Raw genomic sequence first — 13688 nt, forward strand, 5'->3', positions numbered from 1 at the left:
GCGGTCAAAGTCTTTTTTTGTGACAAAATGGTGAAAGGTTCATGGAAGCCATGCGAAATACGCTCTTTATCGTACTTTGTGAGGAAAAAGTATTAGTCATGGAAGTTTTCATTTTGTAGAATATATGATAGGAGGCTGATTACATAATGTATAACGCTATTAAAATTCTCGTGGTGGATGATGAGGAAAGAATCCGCCGGCTGTTAAAGATGTATTTGGAAAGAGAAGAATACATGATCGATGAAGCTGAAAATGGAGATGTGGCTTTAACAAAAGCCCTTGAAAATGATTATGATTTAATTTTATTGGATATTATGATGCCTGGTAAAGATGGAATCGAAGTTTGCCGTGAATTAAGGGAAAAGAAAACGACACCGATTATCATGCTGACTGCTAAAGGTGAAGAAGTGAACCGCGTTCAAGGGTTCGAAGTGGGTACCGATGATTATATCGTAAAGCCTTTCAGTCCGCGTGAAGTGGTGTTAAGGGTTAAGGCTTTATTACGTCGATCATCAAGCACAAGTTACATGCAGACGGAAACGACGGCAAAAGATGTGATCGTCTTCCCACATCTAACCATTGATAATGATGCCCACCGTGTACTTGCAGATAACAAAGAGGTTTCATTAACACCAAAAGAATATGAATTATTATATTTCTTGGCGAAATCCCCAGATAAGGTTTTCGATCGGGAGCAATTGTTAAAAGAAGTGTGGCACTATGAATTCTTTGGAGATCTTCGAACTGTAGACACGCATGTTAAACGCTTACGTGAAAAATTAAACCGCATATCCGAAAACGCAGCAAAGATGATTGTCACCGTTTGGGGTGTAGGTTACAAGTTCGAAGTCGTTAATGACTGATGCTATGGGGCAGTGTTGTAGGGAAGCTATGGGCAACGATCCTATTGCTCGTGTCGTTTGTATTAATCGTGTTAACTGTTCTGCTGGTCGAATTCTTTGAGAATTTCCAAATTGAAAATATTGAAAATGATTTAACCAAAACCGCTGAACAAATCATTAAGGTTACCAATGAACATCAGGGATCCAGCAATGAGGTTTTACAAATAGCTTCGGAACTAATAGGCAACGAAGCGAAGATGATCATTCTAAATGATGACAAAATGATATTCTCATCCATCGGAGGAGATAAGGAGTTCGAAATCACACCGGAACTCATAAAAAATGATTCCGAATTACTCAAGGTTTTTACAGAAAGAAAGACTGTGAAAAAGGAAATGGCGCTTTCCGATGATGCGGGTAACGAGGAATTGTCAGCAATCGTAGTAGGCATTCCACTTGAATTGAATGGGGAACAGGATGAAGTATTTCTATTTCAATCGTTGGAGTCCATGGAAGAAACCACAAAATCCACTACACAGTTCATTTTATTGGCAGCAGGCATCGCCATTATTTTGACAACGATTTTTGCTTTCTTTTTATCCACAAGAATTAATGCCCCATTGGTGAAGATGAGGGAAGCCGCTCTAGCGATTGCCCGGGGGAAATTTGATACAAAGGTTCCAATTCTGACTCAAGATGAAATCGGTGAGCTGGCCATAGCGTTTAATCAGATGAGGAAGCAGCTGAAATTCAATATGAATGCACTTAGTCAGGAAAAGGAACATCTCTCAAGCATTCTTAGCAGTATGGCAGATGGGGTCATTACCTTCAATAAAGATGGCACAATTCTTGAAACGAATCCGCCTGCGGAAAGGTTCCTGCAATCCTGGTACTTTGAAAAGGGCTATAACCGGGAAGATAATGTGAATGTCCCGTTGGTTTTAATGAATCTTTTTGATGAATCAGAATCCTTCGATAAGGAGAAGGTCGGTGAAATTACCTTGCAGGGCCGAGATTGGGGATTGATTGTCAGTCCCCTATACACAAATGCCGACAATATACGGGGAGCGGTGGCCATCATACGGGATATGAGTGATGAAAGACGTATGGACAAACTTAGGACTGATTTCATAGCTAATGTCTCGCATGAGTTAAGAACGCCGATTTCAATGTTGCAGGGATATAGTGAAGCGATCGTAGATGACATTGCGAGCAGTGAAGAGGAAAAGGTGGAAATGGCCCGCATCATCTATGATGAGTCTTTGAGAATGGGACGGTTGGTCAATGATCTGCTCGATCTTGCTAAATTGGAATCGGGTAAAATGAACCTTAGCTATGAATGCGTACCTATTTCTCCTTATTTAAAGAGGATTACAAGTAAGTTTTCCGGGCTAGCTAAAGAAAAAGGGATCACAATTTCAGCCAGTCTTGAAGATGATCAAATTCAATGGCATTTCGATCCGGACCGTATTGAACAGGTTTTGACCAATTTAATTGATAATGCGATTCGTCATACTCCTCCAGGAGGTAACATTGATGTCATTCAGAGGACAAGTGATCGAAGGGGTCTGATCATTGATGTGAAGGACTCTGGATCTGGAATTCCCGAAGAAGATTTACCTTTTGTATTCGAGAGGTTTTATAAAGCGGATAAAGCAAGGACCCGCGGGCGTTCGGGCACCGGATTGGGTTTGGCAATCGTAAAAAATATAATCAATGCCCATGATGGCTTCATATCGGTAAACAGTTTACCTAATAAAGGGACAACGTTCAGTTTTATCCTGCCTCGAATTTTGGAGAATGCTGAATGAATGACGGGTGGCTTGCCAAAAAATCTTGTTTCATAAGGAACTGAGAAGACAAAGGCAATTGGATTTCTTTCCAACTTGCCTTTGTTTTTTTTGAGGAAACAGTAAAGTCCCGAATATGTGGAAATTAACGGAATTTTATAATAATATAAAAGCCGAAGTATGTAACTTTTATTTAGGATTGACGACTATATTTATGAACGGATGTGGGGAAATGATGGATTCCGTTTTCCACGATCTTTATGAGAAATATCATCAGGAAATTTATCAATTCATTTTTTATATGACCAAGAATCGAGAAACGGCTGAGGACCTTGTTCAGGAGGTCTATATCCGGGTGATGAAGGCGTATGAACGCTTCGAAGGAAAGAGCAGTGAAAAAACGTGGATGTATTCGATTGCTAGAAATGTGACGATTGATTATTTTCGGAAACAAAAAGGGTGGAAAGACAAAATCTTCCCCAACTTTGATTGGGATAGGCAATTGATAAAAGATAAAGAACCCATTCCCGAAGAAGTGGCTATCATGAACGATGAAATCCAAGATATTTATCAATGCCTAAACCGGTGTACCACGAATCAAAGATCCGTCATCATTTTACGATATATTCAGGGATTGTCCATTACGGAAACTGCTGAAGTATTGAATTGGAGTGAAAGTAAGGTAAAAACAACCCAGCACCGTGCTTTGAAGGCTATTAAAAAGTTGATGGAGGATTTATCAGGAAAGGAGGGCCACCGCATTGAGAAGGTCCCGTTGGAAAGAAAGCGAAATTGAAGACTTGCTCCGAGAGCTTCCGAAATTTAAAGATGACCGAACCAAGGCAGAGGTGTTTGCGAGAATACATGATAAAAAGAGAAAGAAACACTGGATACCTCTAATTGCGGGTGTTGCCTCCTTATTCTTAATGGTTGTTTTGGCATCATCGTTAATTATCGAAAAAAAAGGAACGACAAGTCAAGAGGACAGCGGCAGTAGTGGGAAATTATCTCTATCTGAAAATAAGGAAACGGCAGATCATGAACGGCAGGATGCAAGCAACAAAGAAATTCCTCCAGAAGATAAACAGGATTATCAAGAGTTTTCGAGTAAGCAAGCAAAAATTGAATCTAAAGACGAGGTTTCAGAAATGGAACCCGGAAAAGGGAAAAAGGAAAAAAACTTTGCACAAGCGATTTATCAAAATGACCTTAACGATGCATCGATCATTACGATGGGGATCCCAGATGATCAAATGAATTTCATCGTTCCCATTTCAATTAAACTCAAACATTACGATCAAAGTGATACATTGAAACAGTTAGTTAATCAAATGTCCGATATCAATGAAGAGCAATATGGGCTATCTGATTATTTTCCACTTGATATAAAGATTAGCCAAGGAAACGATACGGCCACTGCTCATATTGACTTTCAAGAAAAAAGCCAACTATTGGATGAAGATACACTTTTTCTCCATTCGTTGGAGGAAACTCTTTCCTATAATAATATAGAGAAAATGACATTTTCTACAGATGGTGAGCAAGGTGCCATGTTTGCGCATGCGGGATATTTAAAGGAGTTGGATATACCTCATCAAAAAAATCGCACATACCTGCTTTACCAGAAGGATGAGTCCTCCCCAAGGTTTCTTGTTCCAAGCAATATGGGATATCAGGACTTTGATGAAGCGCTGCAGGCTGGAAAAGGGGAGGCAGACATCGAGGGAATTTCACCTGCAATCCCGCCTGACCTGAAATGGGAAAGGATAAGCTCGAATGGAGATCTTGTGATCATTCAATTATCAGATCAAGCTGCTATTGAAAATAGTGAGGAATCCCTTCAAGCTTTAGAAGCCATCCTCTTCATAGCTAAGGATTTTGGTTTTGAAAAAGTGAAGTTTGAAAATGCTCCAATTGAAGAGGTAGGCCAGCTGAATTTAACTGAAGACATATTGGTGCCCAAAGCTCCGAACCAAGTGAATTGATGCAGCGGGCTTAGGTTTAATAAATATGAAGGTTTTTCATATGATGGTGTGTTATAAACACACTGTCCATGGTAAGCAAAAGCCCCTTGCATTTACAGAAAAAGTGCCCGCGCTGACGGGCACTTTTTTGTCTTATAATGAAATACGGGCCATGAATGTAATTTCTTCTGTTTCCATTAAAAATTGTTTCATGTTATCCTCCAATGGTAAATCAAAGCTCAAAACCATGATGGCTTCCCCGCCAGCTTCTTTACGGCCAACCTGCATGGTGGCGATATTCACTCCGTGATCACCCAGGACCTTACCTACGTTACCGATTACACCAGGTTTATCGGTATGCTGGATATAAAGTAAATTCGGTTCTGGATGAAAGTCGATTTTGAAACCATTCAAACTTACAATTCGAGAACCGTAATTTTCGATATAGGTCCCACTGATTGTTAATTCACGGTGGTCACCTTTTACTTTAAGGCTGATCAAATTCGAGTAACCTAAAGAGTCCGTAGAGATTTTTTCACCAACGGTTATGCCACGCTCTTTTGCGATCAACAAGGCATTCACTTCATTTACAGATGCATCGACTCTTGATCTGAAAAAGCCGGAGATTAGACTTTTTGTAAGAATCGCTGTATCGAAATCCAATGATTCTCCGGCATACGTAACGGAGATCTCCTGAATTCCTTCATTCATGCACTGAGAAGCAATGGATCCCATTTGCTGAACAAGTTGATAGAATGGCTGTACCTTTTCAAAAACTTCTTTAGATATGGCTGGCAGGTTGATCGAACTTGAGACTGGATTTCCTTCGAAATAGGTCAATACCTCCTGGGCAACCTGTACGGCAACATTTAATTGGGCTTCTTTAGTTGAAGCACCCAGATGAGGTGTAGCAATGACGCTATCCAGTTCAAGCAGTTTATGGCCAATTGGAGGTTCTTCGACGAAAACGTCCAGTGCCGCCCCTGCGACATGTCCTTGAACTAACATTTCATATAAATCATCTTCGTCCAGAATACCGCCCCGGGCGCAGTTAAGTACATAAACCCCTTTTTTACAGGTAAGCAGTTTTTCTTTATTGATTAATCCTCTAGTTTCTTTCGTAAGTGGTGTATGAACAGTAATGATGTCTGCTTTAGGAAGCAATTCATCTAACGGCAGGGCAGTTACGGACATTTTCTTTGCACGATCGACAGTAAGGAACGGGTCATAGACAATGACATCCATGCCGAATACCTTAGCGCGTTTGGCAATTTCCCCTCCGATACGTCCAAAGCCAACTATTCCTAATGTTTTACCACGAAGTTCAGTACCCGTATATGAAGAACGTTTCCACTCCCCATTCTTCAGTGAAGCATAAGCTTGCGGAATGTGGCGCATTAATGAAGCCATCATGGCGAATGTATGTTCAGCTGTTGAAATGGTGTTGCCGTCAGGTGCGTTAACCACGACAATCCCGCGTTTTGTCGCCGAGGGGATATCTATGTTATCAACACCGACACCAGCGCGTGCTATAATTTTTAGCTGCGGCATACGGTTCATTAAATCCTCTGAAACCTTCGTAGCACTTCTTACAAGAATTGCATCAATCTGATCAAGTTCGTTTGCAGCTTCCTCTACGGTCTTTTGAATGAGATGAATATTGGATGCCTCAGATAGCGGTCCGAGTCCTTCTGGTTTAATGGCGTCTGCTACTAAAATCCGATACACGACTTAACACCTTCCTAGGAAAAAAATTATCTTAAATTTCAGTTAATTTTACAATTGAAATGCTGAATATGTCAATTTGGCTTAACTGGATGTAAGCGCTTAATAGAATGGTGATCTTCTGATCATCTGTTTAATGTCGCGATATAAATGGCTTTATCAAGGATTGAATAGTATAAAAAAAATTTTCATTATTTCGAATTTTCATTTTTGTATCCACTATTTATTTTAAGCCATTCACTGTGACGATCGATAATCATCCTGAATGAATCAACTGAGAAAAAAAGTGCTATCAAAAAACAGGTAATTCAGATATAATGGAAAGTATAAAAAAATTTTATAGATCTATCTTCGGGGCGGGGCGCAATTCCCCACCGGCGGTGATGAAGAGTTTCTTCTTCTAAGCCCGCGAGCCTTACAAGGCAGGATTTGGTGCAATTCCAAAGCCGACAGTATAGTCTGGATGGGAGAAGATGGAGGTTCCTGAGTGCGTTTCAACAGTTATTTGCTGAACGTTTGTTTGATGTAACCTTTAATTTATCCCTTTAATTCTATTGGAATTAAAGGTTTTTTTATTGAACATCAACATATTTTGGAACCCTAACCTCTTTTTCAGGTAGATCGGAAAAGAAGGAGAGAGACCTATGAAAAAGAACAAAGTGAAAAAAACGGTCACACTTGCCATGATGGGAAGCATTTCTTATTTATTGATGCTTTTAAATTTCCCGTTTCCGGGATTCCCGCCTTTTCTCAATGTTGATTTTAGCGACATACCAGCACTGATGGCGGCATTGATTTTCGGACCGATGGCTGGAATTCTAGTCGAGTTCATTAAGAACCTATTGGATTTAGTCATGACAGGGACCTTGACTGCTGTACCTGTGGGGCATATTGCTAACTTCATAGCCGGAATACTGTTTGTCTTGCCGACTTATTATGTATTTCAGAAAATCAATTCAAAAAAAGGGATGACATTCGCTTTACTTGCGGGAACAGTTTCCATGGCAGTATTCATGAGTGTTTTAAACTATTATGTCTTCTTACCGGCTTATACCTTCTTTATGGGATGGGATGCAATGTCGGCACCCGAGTCAAGAGAGCTCGTTACGACGGCAATCTTGCCTTTCAATGTGATAAAAGGCGTACTCATCACATCCGTATTCATGTTGCTGTTCATTAAATTACAGACATGGATCAATAAACAAACATTATATAAGAATGCTTAATGGCATTAACGATAGAAATAAAAAAACAACCGGATATTTGTATTCGGTTGTTTTTTTATGCCTGTTTCATTTTGGAATGGGATGGCAAAAAAAAGCCATTTTCGATTGAAAATGGCTTGTACGTTATTCGAATTTAAGTGCATCTCCGTCAAATGCCTCGTCAGCAACTTTAATAGAATCCGTTGGGCATCCTTCAAATGCATCCATCATGTCATCTAAAAGTACATCAGGAATTTCAACGATTCCCTCGTTATCGTCAAGGGTAACAAATGCAATCCCTTCGTCATCGTAATCATATATATCTGGTGCCGCTGCTCCGCAAGCTCCACAAGCTATGCATGTTTCTTTATCCACAATAGTAAATTTAGCCATGAATATAACCCCTCCTAAGTTGATTGACAACTGATAATCTTTTTATTTCAGATTATTATCTCTTTCTTATTGTAAGACCGAATGCCAAACTTTTCAATAGAAATTGTATTGATAATAACTATCATGTAGCACAATGTCAACGGAAAACATCGAAATACTTAACTTGGTTCTTTCCATGATTCGTCATTTAGTCACATAATTTTCCTTGTATTCATCAATAATAACGGCGATTTTTGCAGTTATTTGTTACAATGGGTTTATTGGTTAAATGAAACAAGGATGTGAGTCCCATGAATAATTATCTACAGGCCATCATTCTATATGCGATAAAAAAATTTCAAGGCGAACGCTCCATTTATGCTATATACCATATGCTGCAAGGGAAGAAATCGTCACAAACAATCCAGGATGCCCATTTATTCGGGCTAACGGATATTTTTGGGACAATACCTCGATTTACCCGTCAGCAATTAAATCAAAACATTGAACATTTACTTAAGCATGACTTGATTAAATTAACGGATAAACCAGATGCATATGAAATTAGTATGCAAGGTGAGGGAATGTTAGTCGATTACTTTAAAAATAATCCTTTTCCGGCGTATATTAATGGTTGGAAATATCACAATATCACCCCGGTTTTCTGGGGAAGGTTAAACTTACTCATTCAAACCATATCCCATATTGTCCACAATGAAAGACGTTTTTATCCGATACAAAGAAATCCCAAAATCCAATTCTTCGTAAAGGAATTTTTACATGCCAATCGTCAGGATCGAGCATTGATTGCCCAACATCTATATGATGAACTGATATCCCTTTTAGAAAGTCAAAGTGATATGAAACGAGACATATTCATTTTGAAAATAACCGGGATCAACAGGATTGGACTTACGTTTGAACAGATTGCAAAAAGGAAGGATGTAGAAGAAGAGTATGTCCGCTTTACATTCCTTGACTCATTGCATCAAATGCTTGCTGAAATGGAAACGGGAAAGGATTACCCTCTCTTGTCCACATTAACAAATGATTGGAAAAGTAGTGGGAATCCTCATTTGACACAATCTACACAGGCTACTTTACGATACATCCATGAAGGGAAAAGTCTGGGTGAAATTGCTGAAATCCGCAGATTGAAAGTCAACACCATCGAAGATCACCTCGTAGAAATTGTCTTATCGGACAAGAGTTTTCCGATTTCAGATTATGTGAATATCGAGGATGAGAGGAAAATTGCTGAAGCTATTAAGGAACTTGGAACAAAAAAGCTTAAAGCAATCAAGCAGATGGTCGATAATAAAGAGATAAGCTTTTTCCAAATAAGACTTGTACTTGCGAAAATAGGTGAGTGATGATGAATATAGAACGAGTCCTCAAAGAAAAATTCGGTTTTGATGAATTCCGTCCTGGACAAAAGGAAGTGGTTGAATCATTGATGTCCGGCAATCATACCTTAGCGATGCTACCGACCGGATCAGGTAAATCATTATGCTACCAGCTGCCGGCTTATCTTTTAAATAAGACTGTCCTAATTGTCTCCCCATTATTATCATTAATGCAGGATCAAGCAGATCAGCTGAAGATGAGTGGCGAAAAAAGTGTATTGACCCTCAACTCCTTTTTGACATTAAATCAAAAAAGGAAAGCTTTCGACCGGTTGCATAGTTATCGTTTTATCTTTTTATCTCCTGAAATGTTAAGCCTGGAGGGTGTAATAAAATCCTTGAAATCCATAGATATAGGTTTGTTCGTCATAGATGAAGCTCACTGCATCTCACAATGGGGGTATGATTTCCGTCCGGATTATTTGAATTTAGGAGAAGTGAGGCGTGAATTGAACAATCCGTTGACTCTTGCCCTGACAGCAACTGCAACCGATGAGGTCCGGAGGGATATCGTTGGTAAACTCAATATTAAGCCGGTCAATGAAACGGTCTCATCTGTTGATCGGGAAAATATCGCAATTATTGTCGAGCGAATGTTCAGCTACGATGAGAAGCTAGCACGTGTGCTGGAGCTTGTCAGAAAATTTACCGGAAGCGGGATTATTTATTTTTCCTCTAAAAAAGTGGCGGAATCTGTCACAAGATTTTTACAGGAAAACGGGATTGATAGTGTCAATTATTATCACGGTGGAATGGAACAGGAACAAAGGATGCTGATTCAGCAACAATTCATTTCTGGCCAGTTAAAGATTATATGTGCAACAAGTGCTTTTGGAATGGGTGTGAATAAATCCGATGTCAGATATGTTATCCATTTTCATATCCCATCGACGATGGAAGCATATCTTCAGGAGATAGGCAGGGCGGGACGGGATCGTAAGCAAAGTGTGGCTGTCTTATTATATAGTGAAGGGGATGAAGGGCTTCCGCTGCATTTGATGGAGCAGCAGTTGCCTTCGGATTCTCAAATCGATGGTGTATGTTCTTTCCTTAATGCATCACAAAAGATTCCGGTGAATTTGACCCTTTCAGAAAAAGAACAGCTGTCTCAATCCTTTTCGTTAAACGAAGTCCAGCTGCGTTTTTTTACCCAGTTTACGGGTAATAACCTACATCAAGTGGCTGCGATGAAAGAGTATTGTCAAAAGAGGAAATCCAGGAATCAAGAAAAGCTGCATAACTTCCTGCACTGGATCTATGCACCGGAATGTCGACGTTTAGGAATACTGGACTACTTTGGAGAAGAGCATCGGGAAGTGAATCCCATCTGTTGTGATATTTGTGGGATGGATACCGAAAAAATGGCTGATGTATGGCCGGAAGTCAAGGTGGATCCGGTCAATTCCTTTTCCTCGTGGAAAAAGGAATTGGCTTATATCTTATTAAAGAAGGAATATGGCAATGAAAAATAAGCAAGCTGAAATGATTAAACAACTTACAGATAAACAGTTGCTATTTAATTTGTTTCTTACACAAATTATTCTCTTAACGTTAGCCATCTTTTTAGGTATTATTTTATTTAAAGACCGTTCTGCCTTTTTCGACTTATTTATCTATGATGACCTGAACATTTTGCTGATTGGAATTCCCGCAGGAGTCATTGTCGTGCTATTTGACTTATTGCTTATGAAAGTGACACCCTCTTCCTATCAGGATGATGGTGGTATTAACGAACGCATTTTCAGTAATTTGTCATACCCGATGATTTTTGTCGTAGCTTTAGTGGTGGCGATTAGCGAAGAATTATTATTCCGTGGAGTGCTGCAAACACATTTTGGTTTGCTTCTTACGAGCATCATTTTTGCAGCCGTCCATTATCGTTACCTTTTTAATTGGTTTTTATTTTTGAATGTTTTGGTTTTAAGCTTCTTTATCGGTTTTCTATTTGAAATGACTAATAATATCATCGTGACGATTACGGCCCACTTTTTGATTGACTTTATCCTTGGTATTTTAATCAGGAACAAAAAGCAAAGAGGGTTGAGCAAGAAAGGGGGTGACTTGAATGAGCCGGGTACAAAAGAATGAAAAAGAAAATGATCAGGCTGGTGAACTTCGTTCGCGAATTGAACGTCAGAAGGCTAAATCATCATTGCCCAAGCGCAGCAAAGTCCACCAGAATAAAAAGAAAAAAAGTAAAGTGAAGATTAAGTTCCCAATGATACAATTATTAGCGTTATTTTTTATTTTGCTTCCAATTGTATTTTATACCCTTTATACATATCTGCAGGATAGGCCTGTACCTGTTACTAAAAGTGACCAAGTCGTCTTAAAAGAGGAAGATAAAGAATCGATTCCAACTACAGCAACGGCAGAGGACTTAAAGGAAAAAGAGTCGGCAAAGGCTGAAGCGGAGAAAGAGAAAGAAGAAGCTGAGGCTAAAGCCAAAGCGAAGCAAGAAGCTGAGGAAAAAGCCAAAGCGGAGCAAGAGGCTGAAGAAAAAGCCAAAGCGAAGCAAGAAGCTGAGGACAAGGCCAAAGCACAGCAAGAGGCTGAGGAAAAGGCCAAAGCACAGCAAGAGGCTGAAGAAAAAGCCAAAGCACAGCAAATAGCTGACGAAAAAGCAAAGAAGGAAGCAGCAGAAAAGAAAAAGTCTGCCGAAAATGTTCAAGCTGCGAAAACGGATAAAGAGGGATACAAAGTTGTCTTACATACTGTTCAAGGTCAAGAAACATTATTTCGCATTTCCATGAATTACTACAAATCACAGGAAGGGATTGCTCTAATCAAGGAGTGGAATGGGCTGAATGGCAATGAAATTTCCAAAGGTCAAGTATTGAAAATTCCGATCAAGAAATAACGATGGCACTCTGTCTTTATAGGCAGGGTGTTTTTAAAATTGCTTGACTTGGCCCGGTATGAAGCCAAACGTGGCAGGTACTTAATCATTTTTTCCTCTACTCTTTCATATCATGATTTGAAAGAGTAGAGGAGGAAATGCGATGGAATCGACAATCATTTTATTGGATGAGAAAACGGATCAAGCAACAAAACAAATGCTGCAGAATGTCGTGGATCGAAAGAAAAAATTCGAGGCACTTAAAAAGAAGCACCTGCAAAGCTTATGGGCAACCATGATTGTTGCTGTCCTTTTTATGATTTATCTTTATTTTTATATCGTTGTACCTTATTCCTATTCCTTTTTCAGTATGTTTAGTGTTTTCGTCGATCATTTTAGCCACTTCCTTTTTTTGGCGGCAGCAATAGGCCTATATGGATATATGGTTTTAATTAAAAAAAAGCTTGATAAAGCTGAGAAGGAGTTTCAACTGCTACGCTGTGAAATCATTAATAAAAGTAAGCAATTATGGGAAAAAGAGGAAGAATGGAAAAATCGACATAAGGTTTTTGAAATGATGAAGAAGAATTATGATATTAACTTATATCATGAAAATAAATGACGGGCGCGTTAAATCATATTTAATTGCGGGTAATTTGATTTTATGGTTATATGAAAGTACGTTTGGGATAAGGATGGAAAGAAGGTTTAACGAAGATGTTATGGTTATCTGGATTATTTTTAATCATCATCCTGCTGTCATTTGCCACGATCTTTTACATGTGGCGTACGGCTATGCAAGATAGGGTGATTTCTCAAGACCTATATTTTAAAGACTTTCCTGAAGGCTTTGGCGATGTGCGGATTTTTTTTATATCCGATCTTCATCGGCGAATCGTTGCGGATAAATTGATTGAGGAAACACGTGACAAGGCAGATTTGGTGATAATCGGCGGTGACATTAGGGAAAGCGGGGTTCCCTTAGAACGTGTGGAAAAAAATTTATTGAAACTAAAAGAACTTGGTCCCCTTTATTTTGTTTGGGGTAATAATGATTATGAAGGCAACTTCCATGAACTGGATGCGACTCTTTTGAAACATGGGGTGAAGATCCTTGATAATACAGCTGTTTCTTTTGAGTCTCAAAATGGCAGTAAAATCGCTCTTCTGGGCATTGATGATATATCGGAAGAACGTGATAGGCTTGACCTTGCACTGTCGGATTGCGGGAATGAATATTTCCGGATTTTGGTGAGCCATAATCCATTGGTGAAGAAACAGTTGACTCCGGAACACCATATTCGTTTTGTCCTGTCAGGTCACACCCATGGCGGGCAGATTCGCATATTCGGATTCGGGCCCTATCAAATCGGAAGCGTTAAAAAAGAGGGGGACTGTATATATATGACGAGTAATGGCTATGGGACAAGCGCAGTGCCTTTAAGGCTTGAAGCTAAGCCGGAAACGCACCTCTTCACCCTGAAAAGGGGGACAGACACTGAAATAGGCGAAGCTGTGGAAAAAACCTATTAGGCTGCTTTTAAG

At 39.5% G+C, this 13688-nt stretch carries 13 protein-coding genes and 1 riboswitch; of the genes, 11 read left to right on the forward strand and 2 right to left on the reverse strand.

Annotation, left to right across the window (positions count from 1 at the left end; translation table 11 throughout):
* The first annotated feature begins 146 nt into the window (after positions 1–146).
* The 4 genes from ACWF5P_RS09725 to ACWF5P_RS09740 all read left to right on the forward strand — a co-directional run bounded on the left by ACWF5P_RS09725 (position 147) and on the right by ACWF5P_RS09740 (position 4617).
* Positions 147–863, forward strand: a complete 717-nt coding sequence (locus ACWF5P_RS09725; RefSeq protein WP_101222452.1) for a response regulator — start codon at positions 147–149, stop codon at positions 861–863.
* Positions 860–2653: an ATP-binding protein gene (locus ACWF5P_RS09730; RefSeq protein ID WP_101222451.1), complete on the forward strand. Its 1794-nt coding sequence runs from the start codon at positions 860–862 to the stop codon at positions 2651–2653. The genes ACWF5P_RS09725 and ACWF5P_RS09730 overlap by 4 nt, the downstream gene beginning before the upstream one ends.
* Before the next feature lie 214 nt (positions 2654–2867).
* Complete coding sequence (sigX, locus tag ACWF5P_RS09735) at positions 2868–3428, forward strand: RNA polymerase sigma factor SigX (protein ID WP_101223453.1); 561 nt, start codon at positions 2868–2870, stop codon at positions 3426–3428.
* Positions 3394–4617, forward strand: a complete 1224-nt coding sequence (locus ACWF5P_RS09740) for a hypothetical protein (RefSeq protein ID WP_434167348.1) — start codon at positions 3394–3396, stop codon at positions 4615–4617. The genes sigX and ACWF5P_RS09740 overlap by 35 nt, the downstream gene beginning before the upstream one ends.
* A 132-nt stretch (positions 4618–4749) precedes the next feature.
* On the opposite strand, the gene serA is transcribed toward ACWF5P_RS09740, so the two are convergent.
* Complete coding sequence (gene serA / locus ACWF5P_RS09745; protein ID WP_434167347.1) at positions 4750–6324, reverse strand: phosphoglycerate dehydrogenase; 1575 nt, start codon at positions 6322–6324, stop codon at positions 4750–4752.
* Between the two features lie 340 nt (positions 6325–6664).
* Positions 6665–6800: riboswitch (FMN riboswitch) on the forward strand.
* A gap of 165 nt (positions 6801–6965) precedes the next feature.
* Here serA and ACWF5P_RS09750 point away from each other — a divergent pair.
* The gene (locus ACWF5P_RS09750) at positions 6966–7547 is read left to right on the forward strand and encodes an ECF transporter S component (RefSeq protein WP_434167346.1); all 582 of its coding nucleotides are present in this window, start codon (positions 6966–6968) and stop codon (positions 7545–7547) included.
* 123 nt (positions 7548–7670) lie between these two features.
* On the opposite strand, the gene ACWF5P_RS09755 is transcribed toward ACWF5P_RS09750, so the two are convergent.
* Positions 7671–7919 carry a ferredoxin gene (locus ACWF5P_RS09755; RefSeq protein ID WP_133347639.1) on the reverse strand — a complete coding sequence of 83 codons (249 nt, stop codon included), beginning with the start codon at positions 7917–7919 and terminating at the stop codon, positions 7671–7673.
* A 290-nt stretch (positions 7920–8209) separates the two neighbouring features.
* Here ACWF5P_RS09755 and ACWF5P_RS09760 point away from each other — a divergent pair, with 290 nt between their 5' ends.
* The 6 genes from ACWF5P_RS09760 (at position 8210) to ACWF5P_RS09785 (ending at position 13676) form a co-directional block, all read left to right on the forward strand.
* Positions 8210–9271, forward strand: a complete 1062-nt coding sequence (locus ACWF5P_RS09760; protein WP_230176964.1) for a helix-turn-helix domain-containing protein — start codon at positions 8210–8212, stop codon at positions 9269–9271.
* Positions 9272–9273: 2 nt separating this feature from the next.
* On the forward strand, positions 9274–10776 hold the full coding sequence (locus ACWF5P_RS09765; protein WP_452444818.1) for a RecQ family ATP-dependent DNA helicase: 1503 nt from the start codon (positions 9274–9276) through the stop codon (positions 10774–10776).
* The gene (locus ACWF5P_RS09770) at positions 10766–11392 is read left to right on the forward strand and encodes a CPBP family glutamic-type intramembrane protease (protein WP_434167344.1); all 627 of its coding nucleotides are present in this window, start codon (positions 10766–10768) and stop codon (positions 11390–11392) included. Before ACWF5P_RS09765 ends, ACWF5P_RS09770 begins: the two co-directional genes overlap by 11 nt.
* Positions 11370–12164, forward strand: a complete 795-nt coding sequence (locus tag ACWF5P_RS09775; RefSeq protein WP_434167343.1) for a LysM peptidoglycan-binding domain-containing protein — start codon at positions 11370–11372, stop codon at positions 12162–12164. The genes ACWF5P_RS09770 and ACWF5P_RS09775 overlap by 23 nt, the downstream gene beginning before the upstream one ends.
* A 142-nt stretch (positions 12165–12306) precedes the next feature.
* Positions 12307–12765, forward strand: a complete 459-nt coding sequence (locus ACWF5P_RS09780; RefSeq protein ID WP_034308074.1) for a YpbF family protein — start codon at positions 12307–12309, stop codon at positions 12763–12765.
* Between the two features lie 95 nt (positions 12766–12860).
* The gene (locus ACWF5P_RS09785) at positions 12861–13676 is read left to right on the forward strand and encodes a metallophosphoesterase (protein ID WP_434167342.1); all 816 of its coding nucleotides are present in this window, start codon (positions 12861–12863) and stop codon (positions 13674–13676) included.
* Positions 13677–13688 lie beyond the last annotated feature (12 nt).

This window comes from Peribacillus sp. NPDC055009 (assembly GCF_053608705.1).

What these genes read in the sequence shown, in the direction of transcription:
- ACWF5P_RS09765 (WP_452444818.1), top strand. Translation starts at nt 9,274, where the DNA reads ATGAATATAGAACGAGTCCTCAAAGAAAAATTCGGTTTTGATGAATTC.
- ACWF5P_RS09775 (WP_434167343.1), top strand. Translation starts at nt 11,370, where the DNA reads ATGAGCCGGGTACAAAAGAATGAAAAAGAAAATGATCAGGCTGGTGAA.
- ACWF5P_RS09725 (WP_101222452.1), top strand. Translation starts at nt 147, where the DNA reads ATGTATAACGCTATTAAAATTCTCGTGGTGGATGATGAGGAAAGAATC.
- ACWF5P_RS09780 (WP_034308074.1), top strand. Translation starts at nt 12,307, where the DNA reads ATGGAATCGACAATCATTTTATTGGATGAGAAAACGGATCAAGCAACA.
- ACWF5P_RS09785 (WP_434167342.1), top strand. Translation starts at nt 12,861, where the DNA reads ATGTTATGGTTATCTGGATTATTTTTAATCATCATCCTGCTGTCATTT.
- ACWF5P_RS09770 (WP_434167344.1), top strand. Translation starts at nt 10,766, where the DNA reads ATGAAAAATAAGCAAGCTGAAATGATTAAACAACTTACAGATAAACAG.
- ACWF5P_RS09760 (WP_230176964.1), top strand. Translation starts at nt 8,210, where the DNA reads ATGAATAATTATCTACAGGCCATCATTCTATATGCGATAAAAAAATTT.
- sigX (WP_101223453.1), top strand. Translation starts at nt 2,868, where the DNA reads ATGGATTCCGTTTTCCACGATCTTTATGAGAAATATCATCAGGAAATT.
- ACWF5P_RS09750 (WP_434167346.1), top strand. Translation starts at nt 6,966, where the DNA reads ATGAAAAAGAACAAAGTGAAAAAAACGGTCACACTTGCCATGATGGGA.
- ACWF5P_RS09755 (WP_133347639.1), bottom strand. Translation starts at nt 7,919, where the DNA reads ATGGCTAAATTTACTATTGTGGATAAAGAAACATGCATAGCTTGTGGA.